Raw genomic sequence first — 16,063 nt, forward strand, 5'->3', positions numbered from 1 at the left:
CGCGATTTGAATTCCTTCTCCAGAGAAAAGTATTTTAGTAAGTTATGTGAGGAATGAGTCTACAGTTAATCTCTGATTAATGTAATAGGACCGTGAAAGACTTTTTCAATCCCTGAGTATAGTTTTACATGAATTGAATAAAAATAAACACCTTCTGTCATTGGTGTTCCAAAATTATCGTTACCATCCCATATTTCATTTTTGTCAGAATACTGATATACAATATTACCCCATCGATTGATAATCGTACAATCGAGCCTGTCAATACAATTGGATTGAATAAACCAATGGTCATTACTCTGATCATCATTAGGGGTAAATACGTTAGGGATTTGTATTTCACAATCAGTTGAACAATCAATAACTGTAATTCTAGTACTATCCGTAAAAGAGCCACATACATTTTGTATGGTAATAATGTACATTCCTGACTCCTGAATTTCTATTGAAGGTTCGGTTACTCCATTGTTCCAATAATAATTGCCAGATATAGATGTGTTTACATCTAATAAAAACTCATGTGTATTACAAATTGTTGTATCTGGAATTAGTAGGTCCGCAGTACTTTCAAAATAACTAACATAAATAGTATCAGCGTGGTTGCACCCCAGATTGTCTACCAGAACAAAATACTCCCCGCTTTGGCTAACAGTTAGTGTAGGGTTTGTTGAACCATCCTGCCACAGATAAGACATACTTCCGTTTTGTGTAGCATCGAGTACAATAGGCTCGTTGTCGCAAAGTGTTGTATCATTACCTAATTCAAATTGAGGAAAAGGGACAAATTGAAGAGCTATAGAATCAGTATGTTGCCCACAAATATTAGACGCTGTTATCCAATATAAAGTGTCATTTGACGTAGTTATATGAGTCCCGTTAGTCCCGTCAGACCAGATCCATTCATGTATATAATCTCCCGAAAAACTAAGTTGTATCTGCTGTCCTTCACAGATTAAAGTATCTGAACCTAGTGAAATTGTAGGTGATAATATGTGAGTAATAAGTATTGTATCAGCGTGGTTGCATCCCAGATTGTCTACCAGAACAAAATACTCCCCGCTTTGGCTAACAGTTAGTGTAGGGTTTGTTGAACCATCCTGCCACAGATAAGACATACTTCCGTTTTGTGTAGCATCGAGTACAATAGGCTCGTTGTCGCAAAGTGTTGTATCATTACCTAATTCAAATTGAGGAAAAGGGACAAATTGAAGAGCTATAGAATCAGTATGTTGCCCACAAATATTAGACGCTGTTATCCAATATAAAGTGTCATTTGACGTAGTTATATGAGTCCCGTTAGTCCCGTCAGACCAGATCCATTCATGTATATAATCTCCCGAAAAACTAAGTTGTATCTGCTGTCCTTCACAGATTGTTGTATCAGTACCAATATTAATGGTAGGAGGTTGGATAGAAGAAATTTGCAAAGTATGTATTGAGCTGGAGCATAGAGAGTATGCATCTCTAAAATAAAATACCGTATCACCAACAAAATCATCTAGTACCACCATACTATCTGTTGCCACAATATTATTTCCGAGAGAGTCGGAGAACCAGTGATAAATTTGATTACCCGGTTGAATTATAACATTACTACCTGAACAAAGAGTATCATACTGAATTATGTGGTTGGTATTTAGGCAGTCTTCTGAATAATTAAGATGCTGGTTAGTTGGGACATTGGTGTAATAACAAATAGTATTTGAAGTCGGCCATTCTACAATTATAGAATCTATCATAGTTGCATTTCCAAAACCGAACTCGACATTAGGGCTTTCCTGAGCGCAATATCCGGCTTTAGATGAAATATGTCTCATTTGCCATGTAGGTTGACCATAGATGGTTGCTTTAGCTCTTACTATTGCGCCAATACAGTTTGTATTTGAAATGGTAGATTCAAGAAGAATGTTAATCCAGTTATTTAGACTGCCTATATTATTTCTATATAAAAAATTGTTTGAATAGGATCTGTTAGTTACATAACAATCAAGGTCACCATCATTGTCTATGTCCGCCCAGTTACAGCTTCTTGAATGACCTCCATCATTGACAATAGACCCAGAAAAAATTCTCGTAAATATTGAATTTCCTTCATTTCTATAGAGGCAATTATTTTGACCACCTATATTCGTAACGAATAAGTCAATATCTCCATCGTTATCATAATCAATCCAGGAAGCTCCATAACTGTTGAATGCATCTGTAACAATACTTCCGGAAGTTATTTTAGTAAAATTTCCACCTCCATCATTTCTATACAAAAAATTGGCTTGCCAAACTGCATTACATACATAGAGATCAAGATCTCCATCATTATCGTAATCTCCCCAGACGCTGCCATAAGATTCTCCACCGTCATTGACAATAATTCCGGTATTTATTTGTACAAATGTTCCATTGTTATTTTGAAACAAAAAATTATTCTGATTTAATTGATTTGCTACAAAAAGATCAAGGTCTCCATCTCCATCGTAGTCTACCCAGTTTGCGTCATTAGATTCACCCGCGGAGATTGTTGGAGGAGTCGAAGTTAAGGCTGTGAAATTTCCACCTCCATCATTTTGAAACAAAAAATTATTCTGATTTCCGAGATTAGCAACAAATAGATCCAGATCTCCATCGTTATCAAAATCTCCCCAGTTACTTGTTTGGGAGTTTCCATTAGATAAAGCTACATCGCCCGTTAATACTTGCACAAATGAATCTCCTGTATTTTGAAATAAGTGATTATTTTGAGACCCATCTACTCCTCCGTTACTAATATATAAATCGTAATCACAATCCAGATCATAGTCAATCCATGAGTGTCCTAGGGAGCTTCCGGATATAGATGTCGTGAGAGAGTTATTTAGTAATGTAAAATTACCATTTCCGTCATTTTCATAGAAACGGTTTAGTGAATTCGTGAAATTGGCGACATATAGATCTACATCACCATCATTGTCAAAGTCAAAAAAGCTGGATCCGTAAGACTGTGAATGATCGTTAACTGCTGGTCCTGCAAGTATTTTAGTAAATACCTGCGCATATACAGTTCCGGAAGTAACAAACAAATAAAGCAAAATACATAAAAAAGTTTTGACTATTGTAGAGCTAATATGATAATGATTCATATAGTAGAAGGTTTGACAAATAAGAATGTTCTGTAATTTAGAGCAAAATTACAAAAAAGAGTAGTAAAAAGAGTAGACTTTTAGTGGTTTACCAAAACAAAATAAATCATGTTAATACGAAAGGCGACACCAAACGATTCAGAGATTCTGGCAGATTGTATTTTTCTGGCAATGGGAGATATAACCTATCGTTTTATTGGAGAGGAAAATAATGAAAAAGCAATTGCATTTTTGCGAAGTATGACCCGGGAAAGAGCAAATCAGTATTCGTACGAAAATAGCTGGGTTGTGGAGGATGAAAATAAGAAGGTAGTAGCTGCGGCTGTTCTTTATGATGGAGCCCGTCTGCATGAATTGCGAAAACCGGTTATGTCGATATTGAAACAAGTCTACAACCGAGAATTACATCTGGAGGACGAAACTGAAGAAGGTGAGTATTACATTGATTGTATAGGAGTAAGTCCAAGTCAGCAGGGAAAAGGAATTGGATCAATGATCTTACGTTTTCTTATCGATGAGTACGTCGTAGAAAAAGGAGAAACGCTTGGTTTATTGGTGGATAAAGAGAATCCTCAGGCGAAAAAACTGTATTTGAAGTTGGGATTTCAGTTAGCAGGGACGAAAGTGCTGACAGGTAAAGAAATGGAACATTTGCAGATTTCCCCTACTTATTTTCGATAGGATGAACCATAATAAATGGAAGAGATACTGAAAATTATATCGGTAAGAGAGAGTCCGGAATACGTTGACAAAGCGATTCATTACTTTCAAACAAAATGGAGTGATGTATTACCAGCGATTTATGAGGATTGTATCCGATCCGGTTTACAGGTGAAAACACCTCTTCCGCAATGGTATTTGATGGAAACAGAAGAAGGGGAGATAATTGGTGGCGCAGGTTTAATTACAAATGACTTCATTAGCAGAATGGATTTGTATCCCTGGATTTGCGCCTTATTCATTGATGAAGAATATAGAGGAAACGCCTACGGGGCTCTTTTACTGGAAAAGGCTAAAACAGATGCTGGTGCAGCTGGTTTTGATAATGTGTATTTATGTACGGATCATGTTGGATATTATGAGAGGTATGGTTTTAATTATATCGGAGAAGGGTACCATCCCTGGGGAGATACATCAAGAATTTATGAGTGTAAAGTGGGGAAATAGCCTCCAGATCGGTTAGCTCAAAGTAGAGAATAGTGACTTCTCTTCTGAAGAAAGAAGCATTTTTGTTTACGTAATCAATTTTAACCCAGATTTGTTCGCGTATTATTGACGAACAAATTTAGCGATGGATTCTATATGACTGGTATGTGGGAATTGATCCACAAAAGATACCTTTTCCAATGCATATCCATTCTCCTGAAGAGTTTCCGTATCCCGTGCCTGTGTAGCAGGATTACAGGAAATATAGACAATGCGATCTGCTTTGAGATCAATTACTTTTTGTAAAGTCTTTGGAGCGATTCCTGCTCGCGGCGGATCAAGAATGATCGTCGCTATTTTACCAGCGTATTGAGGGAATTCTTTTAGGAATTTTCCGACATCTGCGGCGTAGAAATTGATCGTATCAATCGCATTTCGTTTCGCATTTCGTTTCGCATCTTCGATGGCCTCAGGAACAATATCTACTCCGATAATTTCCGTATTGTTTGTTCGGGTTGATAAAATCTGACCAATGGTTCCGGTTCCACAAAAAAGATCCATCAGGACTTTATTGTCCAGATCATTCTTCTCAAATGCATAATCCAGAGCCTTCGTGTATAGCTTTTCGGCACTCTTTGGATTCGTTTGGAAGAAGCTCTCCATCGAAATTTCAAATTTCAGATCAAGCAGGTCTTCAATGATTTTTTCTTCTCCGAAAACCAATCGCCAGGTACCGTTTTCGATTTTTGCACGATCGGCTACATTATCATTTATTGTATGTTGAAAACCGGCAATCCGGCCACCAAATAACTCCTGAAGTTTTTGACCGAAAGCATCTGCATCAAAACGATCAAGACCTTCGGAAGAGGTAACAAGGTTAACCAATAATTGATCCTGAAAAAAGGATTTTCTGACAACGATATGACGAAAGAAACCTTCTTTTCGAGGAGGATGCCATGCAGGAAGATCTGTTTGCTTCAGGTATTCCCGCACAATTGAAAGTTTATTTTCCCATTCGGTATCAAATAGCCCGGATTCTGCATTCAGATTTTCAACTTTCCACCAGGTTCCTCTGTGCTTGAAACCTAACGCAAAAGCATCGTCAATCTCTTCATCGGTTGCAATGTCGTGTTCGATGCAGGAGAACGAATACTCCATTTTATTTCGGTAGTTAAATACAGCAGGAGAAGCGATAAATTCATCAAATCGATCTTCAATATCCTGTATTTTACCAATTTTTCGAAATACATCCAGTGTTGTTTGACGCTTACACGCTATCTGACGTTCAACCGGAACGAAAATATAGGGTGCACCGGAAATAGGCTGATAAGGAAGATGAATTTCCTCAGGAGACTTCTTGAGAACTTTTACCAGTGAACATTCAGCGTGTCTTTTTCTTTTTTTGGTAACCCGGGCAAGGACCGTTTGTCCCGGCCATGAATTATCTACAAAAATGGGATAGCTTCCTTCTTCAGAAGGTATGCGCGCAATTCCTTTTCCACCAAAAGCAAAATCAGTTATTTCAAGTTCAACCAGTTGTCCTCTTTGGATTGTCATTTAATCAGCTTATGAATGAGTTATTTTCTTTTTTTCTTTTTCTTAACAGGTGCTTTACGAGTAGCTCTTTTTCTACCTCTTAAGCCATCGTCATCCGATCCTCGTCGGAAAGGATTGGTTGCCAGTTTTACCTGAACATTGGGTACGCGTATGCTCTCTTTTTCCTCTTCGATGAGTTCATCGGAGATTGCTACTTCTTCAGGTATTTCCAATACAGGGATACGCTGGTTCATATAATTTTCTGCAGCTTCTTTTTTCGGAATTTCAGTTTCGGTATAAAAAGAAACTGATTTTCCTCGTTGTTCAGCACGTCCGGTACGTCCTATTCGGTGCAGGTAAAATTCCGCCTCATCCGGCATATCAAAGTTAATAACGTGAGAGACATCGGAAATATCCAGTCCCCTTGCGAAAAGATCAGTTGCTACCAACACACGGATTTCACCTGACTCAAAACTATTCGTAACTCCAAAACGCGTATTCTGTGCTTTGTTGGAGTGAATGACGCCAATCGTTTCTTGTAGATCATTTTCTAGCTTTTCGGCTACTTTATCTGCAAACTTCCGTGAAGAGATAAAAACAATAATCTTGGTATACAGGTCTTTGTCCTCCAAAAGATGAAGAAGCAAATTATACTTCGTATTGAAATTGGGAACGGCAAATGCAACTTGCTCAATTTTTGCAACAGGGACTCCTGAAGGAGTTGCTTCTATTTTTTCAGGGTTTGTAAAAAAAGCAGTAATTAGCTCTTCAATTTCAGGACTTACAGTCGCAGAGAAAAGAAGGTTCTGTCTGCGTTCAGGAAGTAAGTCCAGAATATTTTTTAATTGAGGAAGGAATCCGAGGCTTAACATTTCATCTACCTCGTCAATAATCAGACGTTTAACAGCTTTTGTAGCAAGTGCTCCATTTAAAATGAGATCGTTCAAGCGTCCCGGCGTTGCGACCAGAATATCAACTCCCTCACGAATGTTAGCTTCCTGCGTACGGATATTGGCTCCACCATATACACCAAGGATACGGACGTTCTGATAAGCTCCCAGTTTTTGTGCTTCATCAACAACCTGCGCAACAAGCTCTCTTGTAGGAACAATAATAATAACTTGTGGGTGAATATCTTTTGTGAACTTCCACAATCGCAAAGAGGGTAGGAGGTAAGCAAGTGTTTTACCCGTACCTGTTTGCGCAATTCCAAGCACATCACGCCCGGACATAATGACTGAGAAAGCATCTTTTTGAATAGGAGTAGGTGTACTCAACTCCATGTCATCAAGTGCTCTCAAAAGTGGTTTGTTCAGATTCAAATCGTGAAAAGTCATGCCTGAATTTTTGGCAAAGATACACTAAATTGAACGCTTACCATCGCCTCTGTTAAGAATCAATTGATTCAACTATAGTATGCGGGAAGATTTTCGTTAGTGAAGTATACCTGCAGCAACCGTGTTATTGGTATTCTCATTTATCAGTATAAAAGCCCCTGTTCGCGTATTCTTACCAAATGGATCATAAGCAACAGGAACAGCTGTCTTTATACTGACGATACCGAATTCGTTCAGGTGCAAGCTTGTGTCTTCCGTTATATGGTCAAAGCTATGAATATCAATTTTACCGGAAACTTCTTTAATCCGTGCCTTTGTTGAAAAGCTGTTTTGCATAAGAATAAACTTTTGTCCGGGTTGGAATCCCTTGTTATCCATCCAGCAAAGAGTAGCCTCAAGATCTTTTTCGACCTGTATTTCTGACGCGTTAGAGGAAAATGTTGTTCCTCGACTGATGTCTATATCATCGTCGATGTGAATAATTACAGCTTCGTTCGTAGTGGCCTCCTCAATTTCTTTTCCTTCTTTTTCAATTTTGACAATTCTACTGGTTTGTCCGGATGGAAAAATGTCAATAAGTTCTCCTTTTTTGAGTGTTCCACTTACTACAGACCCTGCATAACCTCTGTAATCATGAAGTTTTTCCGTTTGTGGGCGGATGATATACTGTACCTGAAACCTTCCCTGTCCGGAAATTTCTTCCTCTCGTTCTGAAGGGCAGTTTTCCAGATAGCCCAGTAATGTACCTCCTTCGTACCATGGCATACGATCTGATTTACGCACCACATTATCTCCGGCAAGAGCACTAGCAGGAATAAAGGTCACTTTTTTCAACCCTATTTTTTTAGCGAATTCAGTATACTCCTCCTGAATCGAATTAAATATTTCTTCGCTATAACCGATAAGATCCATCTTATTTACTACAAGAATGATTTCCGGAATTCTGAGAATAGATGAGATGATAGAATGTCTCTTCGTCTGATCGGTAATACCGTTTCTGGCATCAATAAGAATAATTGCCAGATCGGCTGTAGAAGCTCCCGTAAACATATTTCGAGTATATTCTGCATGTCCCGGAGTATCGGCAATAATGAACTTTCTTTTAGGGGTAGAGAAGTACTTGTATGCCACATCAATAGTGATTCCCTGTTCTCTTTCTGCGCGCAATCCATCGGTAAGAAGAGCCAGGTCAATCCCTGTGTCTTCCGTAAAGGTTTTACTCTGTTTCGTCAGGGTTTCTATAATATCTGTTGAAATGGAGTTGCTGTCGAATAACAGTCGTCCGATGAGTGTGCTTTTTCCGTCATCAACATTCCCCGCAGTAAAAAATCGTAGTAAATCCATTTGTCTAAAAATATCCGTTTTTCTTTCTGTCTTCCATTGCAGCTTCGCTTGCTCTGTCATCCATTCGAGTAGCTCCGCGTTCGCTGATTTTTGTCACCGTTATTTCGTCGATGATATCGTCAACCGTATAAGCAATACTCTCCACAGCAGCTGTACAGGTCATATCACCAACTGTTCTGTAACGAACATCCTTTGTTACGATTCTGTCTTCTCGTGAAAGAGTAACAAATTCATTGGTTGTCATAAGCTGACCATGTTCGGTGTAAATACATTCCCTGGGATGTGAAAAGTAAATATGCGGAAGTTCAATCTTTTCGCGTTTGATATAATTCCATACATCCAGCTCTGTCCAGTTGCTGATAGGGAAGACGCGGACATTTTCTCCCTGGTCAATACGCCCGTTGTATATATTCCACAACTCTGGTCGTTGTTTTTTCGGATCCCATTGACCGAATTCGTCACGAACAGAAAAAATGCGTTCTTTGGCACGAGCCTTCTCCTCGTCTCTTCTTGCTCCCCCGATGCATGCATCAAACTCAAACTCTTCTATGACTTCAAGAAGTGTATAGGTTTGAAGTGCATTTCTACTGGGAAATTTTCCTTTTCCATCCTGAAGCCCTTGTCGTTTTATCGTATCTTCTACTTTCCGTACGATGAGTTTCTCTCCCAGTTCTTGTGCAAGTTGATCTCTAAACTCAAGTACTTCGGGGAAATTATGTCCCGTATCAACGTGTACCAGCGGGAAAGGAAGTTTCCCGGGACGAAATGCTTTTAGTGCCAGATGTACCAGTGTAATACTGTCTTTTCCTCCACTGAATAACAACGCAGGACGTTCGAATTGCCCTGCAACCTCACGCATAATATGAATGGCTTCTGCCTCCAGATGATCTAAATAATCCATTACTTTATTAGTTAGTAGTGTGTAACCCACATTCCTTTTTCGATTTGTCTTCCCACCACCAGCGTCCGGAACGAAAATCATCTCCTGCCTTCACAGCCCGGGTACAAGGTTGGCATCCGATACTAATGAAACCTTTGTCGTGAAGAGGGTTGTAAGGAATCGAGTGCCGTTTAATTTCGGCGGTAATATCTTCGGTTGTCCAGTCTAATAACGGATTTACTTTCACGAGTTGACGAGTTGTGTCTTGCTCAAATATAGATAATCCGCTTCTGCTTTCCGAATGTTCTGATCTTAGCCCGGTTATCCATACGTTAGCGCCTTTCAACGCTCTGTTAAGTGGTTCTACTTTTCGTATATGGCAACAGGTCTTTCTGTCTTCAGGGGATTCATAGAAACTGAACATTCCTTTGTTGTTGACAAGTTCTTCTACTTTTGAATGGTTTGGGAAGAAAACCTGAATTGGTTTCTTGTATCGATTTCTCGTATTCTCAAGTACTTTGTATGTTTCCGGAAAAAGTCGTCCCGTATCCAGTGTAAATACGGAAACAGGCAGATTGTTTGAAAAAATATGATGAGTAATTACCTGATCTTCCATACTCAGACTGGTAGAGAAAACAATCCCAGATGTGTATTCACTACATACTTCCTGAAGTAGTTTTTGTAATTGTTTGCTTTTTTCGTCTCGCATGCTTCTTATTTCCTTTGTCAAAAATCTGAAAAATTTTGCCAAAAATAGAAATAATATATTTCCTATCGAAATAATAGGAGAATAAAATAAATTACTTTTTGGGCAAGGAATAAAATCTACACGTAACTTACTAACTTTGTGTCTATGGTTAAAGGAGATTTGCGTAAGATGAAGGTTCAGAATGGTGAACCTATACAATATACAATGGTATTTGAGACAGAGGTTAATATGAATGAACTTCTGGGAAATGAAATTCTTTTGAAACATACCGGTGTGATTCATTGCTCTTCGTGCGGTGCAGTAACAAAAAAATCATTTGGACAGGGTTTCTGTTACAAGTGTTTTATCAATGCACCAGAGTCTTCCGAATGTATTATTCGACCTGAGTTGTGTAGGGCACATTTGGGAGAGGGGAGAGATGTTGAGTGGGAGCAGCGAAATCACAACCAACCCCATATTGTGTATCTGGCATTGACAGATCAGGTTAAAGTGGGGGTGACACGAAGTCAACAGGTACCGGTTCGCTGGATAGATCAGGGGGCTTATCAGGCTATTCGATTGGCTGAAACACCCAACCGATATGAAGCAGGAAGAATTGAGGTTGCGCTTAAATCTTTCTATACGGATAAAACCAACTGGCGAAACATGTTGAAAAATATAAACGATGAGTCAGTAGACCTTATTGAGGAGAAGTGGCGCCTTGAAGAAATGCTTCCCTCTGATATTAGTAGTTTTATTTCAGACGATGATGAGGTATTGACGTTTGAATATCCCGTACTGCAATATCCGGAAAAGATCAAGTCCGTGAGTTTTGACAAAGAAGAGGAGATACGAGGTGTTTTACAGGGGGTAAAAGGGCAGTATTTATTATTAAATGATGATAGAGTACTTAATATCCGAAAGCATACCGGGTATGAAATTGAACTGTTCTTTTAAGAAGTATCGAAATAGATCTCAGTACGAAAATTTTTTGTGTAAAAAAGGGTTGCCTACAAGTAGACAACCCTTAACAGATCTGGATAATTCGGATTAATGAATCTCCATGAGATAAGGCATACGCATTTGAATACCTTTCATATTATCAATTTCTTTCATGTTATTCATGATTGTTAAAATCTGTTGGCTAAGCGTAGAGTTTGTTCTCATCTGTGCATCCATATCCTCTTCCTCCGTAATAGCTTCAAGAATTTCCATAAACTGATCTCGCTTCGATTTCGGGAAGTAGGTAATAATCGGTTCTTTGATGTTTACTTCTTTTGCAGCGTAGGCAATGGCATCATTTAAACCACCTAACTCATCTACCAGTCCGATTGCCAATGCATCCTTACCAGTCCAGACACGTCCGCGAGCTATTGCATTTACACGTTCGGGTGTCAGGTTTCTTCCTTTTGCAACAATCGTTACAAACTCTTCGTAAATCTGATCAACTTCTTTCTGAATAATACTCATTTCATCTTCCGTCAGTTTTCTGTTGGTGGACATTACAGCGTGAGAATTTGTACTTATCCGGTCAAAAGAAAGACCAACTTTTTCTTCCAGCATTTTTCCTGTGTAGGGAATTACACCAAATACACCAATTGATCCTGTAATGGTTGTGGATTCTGCAAAAATACGGTTGGCCGGAGCTGAAATATAATAACCTCCTGATGCGGCAACATTCCCCATACTGACAATAACAGGTTTTTGTTCTTTTGTCAAGGTTATTTCCCGCCAGATTTCTTCACTGGCAAGAGCACTTCCTCCCGGAGAGTTTACACGGAAAACAACAGCCTTGATATCATCTTCTTCACGCGCTTCGCGAATTTGCTTAACCAATTCAGAAGAGACAATTCCTTCACCGTCTGTTGCAATTCCTCCTTCGGCTAAAATTACGGCAATATTGGCGTCTTTAGCATCGTCAAGTGTGCGTTTTTCTCTTGCTTTTTTACGGGCATATGTCGAGAATTTAATAAGTTTTAAATCATCTTTTTCAGCTTTGTTAACTTTCTTTTTAAGAAGAGAGTACACTTCATCCTGATATTTCGTAGCGTCGAGTAGTTTATACTTTACCGCGTCTCCTGTTCTACGAATCTTAACATTTTCCGCAATTTCATCAAGTTCGGTAACACTAACACCTCTGGAGGAGCTGACAACTGTTAAGTAGTCTTCCCAAATGCTATTCAGGTAGCGTTGTGCCTGAAATCTGGCACTGTCACTCATCTTATCAAGAAAATAGGGTTCAACAGCACTTTTGAAGTCATTATTAGGACCGCGTATAACCTGCATTTCAAGGTCTAATTTATCAAACAGGTTTTTGAAAAACATATATTCCCCGCCAAGACCAAGGAATTCCATGGTAGAGGTAGGAAATCCATAATTTTCGTCTGCGACAGAAGTCAATAAATATTCTTTCTGAGTGACAACTTCTCCGGAGTTATAAGCAATAATAAACTTTCCGGATTCCTTAAAATCTTCCAAAGCCTTTCTTAATTCAAAAAGACTTGCTATTCCGCACTGAAGATTCGAAAGTTCAATGAAAATACCTTTTACCTTACTGTCATTTTTTGCTTCTTCTATTCCTACCAATAGATCAACAAGGCCAATTGTTCCGTCAAATTTAAACTCAACCGGATTGAAAGAAGCATTGGTTTTATCTGTAATTGGCTCGTTCAGTTGAAGATGCAAAATGCTATTGTCTTCAATCTGCAGTTTTTTCGTTTCAAATCCAGCTGTGAAAGCACCAATTGTTGCTCCCAAAAACAGGAAAAAGAAAATGGAGCTGAAAACAGAGGAAACTACAATGGCAGTTAAACTTGGCCAAAATACCTTCCAAAAGGAAATTTGTGGTGTGCTCATAATGTATCGCGTTTAATTCTATTGTAAAATTAGCGTTTTTTGTGTTGAGTAAGTTCTAAAGTTTGATAGATGGCACAATAATGTATATTAGCGGCAATTAAAAATGGGATATGGCAAAAGTTGTAATTGCTTTGGGGTCAAATATTGAACCTCGCATAGAATATTTGAAGAGAGCAATTCAGGAAATCAGAAAGATAGGGGAGGTGATAAGTGTATCTTCTCTTTATGAGACAGAACCCGTTGGTTTTGAGGCGGAAGTTGATGTGTTGAATGCTGCGTTGATAGTTGATACAGAGTTGTTTCCGCTAGCACTGCTGGATTTTTTGAAAAGCATTGAGGTTGATATGGGAAGAGTTGTGGTTCCCGGTGAAGGTTATACTTCCAGAACAATCGATCTGGATATTATTTTTTACGAACGACAGGTCCTTTTATCAGAACGGCTCATTATTCCACACCCATCATTTTCCGAAAGGGAATTTGTGTTATTTCCGGTTGTTGAAATAGCCGGAGAATGGGTAGATCCTCTGAGTCAATTAACTACACAGGAAATTTTGGCTGGAAAAAAAGAGATGAAAGAACCCAGAATATTTGCTAAATCTTAAATAGTCATAAAAAATGGGGGTACTTTTTTAAGAACTAAAAAAAATCATTATTATTGCACAGTAATTAACTGGAAAAGCTAAAAACTAGGTTTATAATGAAGAATCAAAGCTTAAAAGGACTTGCAGCTATAGCGTTGGCAGGTGGTTTGACGACAACAAGTTGTGACTTGTTGAAAGATGTAGATTATACGGTTACCCCGGATCCATTGGAGATGCACGGGGATAGCGTACGAATCAAGGTAGAAGGTGTGCTTCCTGAAAAAGGATTGAATAAAAAGGCTTCTGTCGAAATAACTCCTTCTGTTGGAGGGGTTGCGTTGAAAACAATCACAATCCAAGGTGAAAAAGCTGAAGGTAACGGACAAACTATTATGTTTAAACCTGGTGGGAAATTTACCTATACAGATGTAGTTGCATACAAGCCTTCAATGGAAGAATCGGAATTATCGGTATCCGGTGTAGTTTATAAAAAAGGAAAAGAGAAAGATCAGTTTGGTCCCGAGAAGATCGCTGATGCAACAATAATTACTCCTTATCTTGTTCAGAATGATCAAAAAGTACTTATCGGTGCAGATCAGTTCCAAAGAGTAACGGAAGAAGTAGCCAAGGCACAGATCAACTATCTTAAAAATATGAGTAATGTTCGTCCTGCTGAAATGAAGGATGAAGATATTAAGGCATTTGAAGCGTTCATGGCAGCAGCTCAAACAAATCCGAAAATTGCTCCTAAGACAATAAACATTCTTGCTTATGCATCTCCTGAAGGGGAAGAGGGAAGAAATAATGAGCTTTCAACAGCTCGCTCTGAGTCAGGAAAGAAAGCAACCGCTTCTATTGCAAAGAAAGCAAAGAACGAGTTTGGTCAGGCAGACGAGTCATTCAATCTTCAGGCAAAAGGAGAAGACTGGGCTGGATTTAAGGCTGAACTTGAAAAGTCTGAAATGCAGGAGGATGAGAAGAATCTTGTGTTGCGTGTATTGAGTATGTACAGTGACCCTACTCAACGTGAGAAAGAAATGCGTAACATGGCTAAAACATTTGATTACCTTGAGAAAAATGTATTGCCACAGTTGCGTCGTTCACAAATTAACTTTGTGTATGATCTTACAGGATACTCAGATGAAGAGTTGACAGCATTGGCAAAAACAAACCCTGATACATTGAAAGTTGAAGAGTTGTTGTTTGCTGCTACTTTGACAGATGATCTGAACGAAAAACTTCGTATCTATAAAGAAGTTGAGAGATTGTACTCAGAAGACTGGAGAGGACCTAACAATGTTGGATATGTATTATTCCTACAGGGAAAAACAAACGAGGCGAAAGCGAAGTTTGAGAAAGCGAACAACATGCAGGAGAACCCTCAGTCGTTGAATAACCTTGGTGTGATCGCTCACATTTCAGGAGATCGTACAAAAGCAAAAGAATTGTATGGTCAGGCTATGTCAGCAGGTGCAGAAGTTAAATACAACATGGGAATTGCGAATATTCAGGACGGTAAGTATGAAGATGCAGTTTCAAACATGGGAGATGAGAAAACATTTAACAAGGCTTTGGCTCAGGTGTTAGCTGGAAATCTTGACGCAGCATCATCTACTATTGACGAGGCTGACGCTAAAGAAGAAGCAATGTCTTATTACTTGAAAGCAATCATTGCTGCAAGACAAAACAACGAGAATGCTGTTGTAAATAATCTTAAGTCTGCTTTTGGAAAAGATGCTTCATTGAAAGCGAAGGCAGCTAAAGACAGAGAATTTATCAAGTTCTTTGAAAGCTCAGCTTTCTTGGCAATTGTGAAATAAGAAACCTAGTGATACTATAATCAGAAAGGCTGCCCTTTGGTAGCCTTTCTGTTTTATAGATATTTGGCTTTTTCACAAAATTAATACGTGATAGTTTTTCGCTTTTTATTACTTTTGAGGTAAATAGGAGTATTTTAGAATGGAATATAATACGGTTCGGCCGAAAATGCTCATTCCTGAGTATGGCAGAAACGTGCAGAAGATGATTGATTTTGCACGTAAAATTGAAGACAGAGACGAACGAAATCGGGCAGCAAAGGCGATTATAGAGGTGATGGGACAGTTAAATCCGCATTTGAGAGATGTGGATGACTTTAGACATAAATTATGGACACATTTGTTCATAATGTCCGATTTCCAATTGGATGTAGATTCACCTTACCCAATTCCCAGTAGAGAAACGCTTGAAGAAAGACCTGAGAGGATCGGATACCCTAAAAATTCGATTCGTTACGGACATTATGGTCATAATATTCAGGAAATGATCAAAAAAGCACTTGTAATATCTGATCCTGAAGAGAAAAGTGCAGTTACAAAGCGTCTGGCGAATATCATGAAGAAACTGTATCTTACGTATAACAATGATACGGTTGAAAACAAAGTTATCATGAATCAACTTTCCGAATTGTCAAACGGAAAGTTACAGGTAGAAGACCCTGAAGATCTTACTTCAACCAATCAGATTTTGAGATCTATTGGTGTGAATCCAAATGCGCGTAAGAAAAAACCGCTCAAAGGAAAAAATAAGAAAAAGAGATAAGA

At 38.7% G+C, this 16,063-nt stretch carries 13 protein-coding genes; 6 read left to right on the plus strand and 7 right to left on the minus strand.

Annotation, left to right across the window (positions count from 1 at the left end; all coding sequences use genetic code 11):
• Positions 1 to 65: 65 nt before the first annotated feature.
• Positions 66 to 3,062, minus strand: coding sequence for an FG-GAP-like repeat-containing protein (locus AC4PL9_RS10055; RefSeq protein ID WP_491604621.1), 2,997 nt, complete (start codon positions 3,060 to 3,062; stop codon positions 66 to 68).
• 159 nt (positions 3,063 to 3,221) lie between these two features.
• On the opposite strand from AC4PL9_RS10055, the gene AC4PL9_RS10060 reads away from it, so the two are divergent.
• Together AC4PL9_RS10060 and AC4PL9_RS10065 are read left to right on the plus strand one after the other, a co-directional pair.
• Entirely contained in the window at positions 3,222 to 3,794 is a 573-nt protein-coding gene (locus AC4PL9_RS10060; RefSeq protein WP_491604622.1) for a GNAT family N-acetyltransferase, read from the plus strand.
• A 15-nt stretch (positions 3,795 to 3,809) separates the two neighbouring features.
• Entirely contained in the window at positions 3,810 to 4,280 is a 471-nt protein-coding gene (locus AC4PL9_RS10065) for a GNAT family N-acetyltransferase (protein ID WP_491604623.1), read from the plus strand.
• Between the two features lie 102 nt (positions 4,281 to 4,382).
• Here the strand turns inward: AC4PL9_RS10065 and rlmD are convergent, their stop codons facing one another.
• The 5 genes from rlmD to AC4PL9_RS10090 all read right to left on the minus strand — a co-directional run bounded on the left by rlmD (position 4,383) and on the right by AC4PL9_RS10090 (position 10,065).
• The gene (gene rlmD, locus AC4PL9_RS10070; protein WP_491604624.1) at positions 4,383 to 5,816 is read right to left on the minus strand and encodes a 23S rRNA (uracil(1939)-C(5))-methyltransferase RlmD; all 1,434 of its coding nucleotides are present in this window, start codon (positions 5,814 to 5,816) and stop codon (positions 4,383 to 4,385) included.
• Between the two features lie 20 nt (positions 5,817 to 5,836).
• Positions 5,837 to 7,132 (minus strand): DEAD/DEAH box helicase, encoded by a 1,296-nt coding sequence (locus tag AC4PL9_RS10075; RefSeq protein ID WP_491604625.1) that lies wholly within the window; start codon positions 7,130 to 7,132, stop codon positions 5,837 to 5,839.
• A gap of 96 nt (positions 7,133 to 7,228) precedes the next feature.
• The gene (locus AC4PL9_RS10080; RefSeq protein ID WP_491604626.1) at positions 7,229 to 8,476 is read right to left on the minus strand and encodes a sulfate adenylyltransferase subunit 1; all 1,248 of its coding nucleotides are present in this window, start codon (positions 8,474 to 8,476) and stop codon (positions 7,229 to 7,231) included.
• Between the two features lie 4 nt (positions 8,477 to 8,480).
• Positions 8,481 to 9,377, minus strand: coding sequence for a sulfate adenylyltransferase subunit CysD (cysD, locus tag AC4PL9_RS10085; RefSeq protein ID WP_491604627.1), 897 nt, complete (start codon positions 9,375 to 9,377; stop codon positions 8,481 to 8,483).
• 7 nt (positions 9,378 to 9,384) lie between these two features.
• Positions 9,385 to 10,065, minus strand: coding sequence for a phosphoadenylyl-sulfate reductase (locus AC4PL9_RS10090; RefSeq protein WP_491604628.1), 681 nt, complete (start codon positions 10,063 to 10,065; stop codon positions 9,385 to 9,387).
• A gap of 144 nt (positions 10,066 to 10,209) precedes the next feature.
• Here AC4PL9_RS10090 and AC4PL9_RS10095 point away from each other — a divergent pair, with 144 nt between their 5' ends.
• Positions 10,210 to 11,001, plus strand: a complete 792-nt coding sequence (locus tag AC4PL9_RS10095) for a DUF2797 domain-containing protein (RefSeq protein WP_491604629.1) — start codon at positions 10,210 to 10,212, stop codon at positions 10,999 to 11,001.
• A gap of 93 nt (positions 11,002 to 11,094) precedes the next feature.
• Here the strand turns inward: AC4PL9_RS10095 and sppA are convergent, their stop codons facing one another.
• Positions 11,095 to 12,900, minus strand: coding sequence for a signal peptide peptidase SppA (gene sppA / locus AC4PL9_RS10100; RefSeq protein ID WP_491604630.1), 1,806 nt, complete (start codon positions 12,898 to 12,900; stop codon positions 11,095 to 11,097).
• 110 nt (positions 12,901 to 13,010) lie between these two features.
• Here sppA and folK point away from each other — a divergent pair, with 110 nt between their 5' ends.
• The 3 genes from folK to AC4PL9_RS10115 all read left to right on the plus strand — a co-directional run bounded on the left by folK (position 13,011) and on the right by AC4PL9_RS10115 (position 16,061).
• Positions 13,011 to 13,502 carry a 2-amino-4-hydroxy-6-hydroxymethyldihydropteridine diphosphokinase gene (gene folK / locus AC4PL9_RS10105; protein WP_491604631.1) on the plus strand — a complete coding sequence of 164 codons (492 nt, stop codon included), beginning with the start codon at positions 13,011 to 13,013 and terminating at the stop codon, positions 13,500 to 13,502.
• Between the two features lie 95 nt (positions 13,503 to 13,597).
• A complete protein-coding gene (locus tag AC4PL9_RS10110) occupies positions 13,598 to 15,301 on the plus strand; it encodes a tetratricopeptide repeat protein (protein WP_491604632.1) in 1,704 nt (567 codons plus the stop codon).
• A 139-nt stretch (positions 15,302 to 15,440) separates the two neighbouring features.
• Positions 15,441 to 16,061 carry a DUF4290 domain-containing protein gene (locus tag AC4PL9_RS10115; RefSeq protein ID WP_491604633.1) on the plus strand — a complete coding sequence of 207 codons (621 nt, stop codon included), beginning with the start codon at positions 15,441 to 15,443 and terminating at the stop codon, positions 16,059 to 16,061.
• The last annotated feature ends 2 nt before the right edge of the window (positions 16,062 to 16,063 follow it).

The sequence above is a fragment of the Wandonia sp. genome, assembly GCF_984588085.1.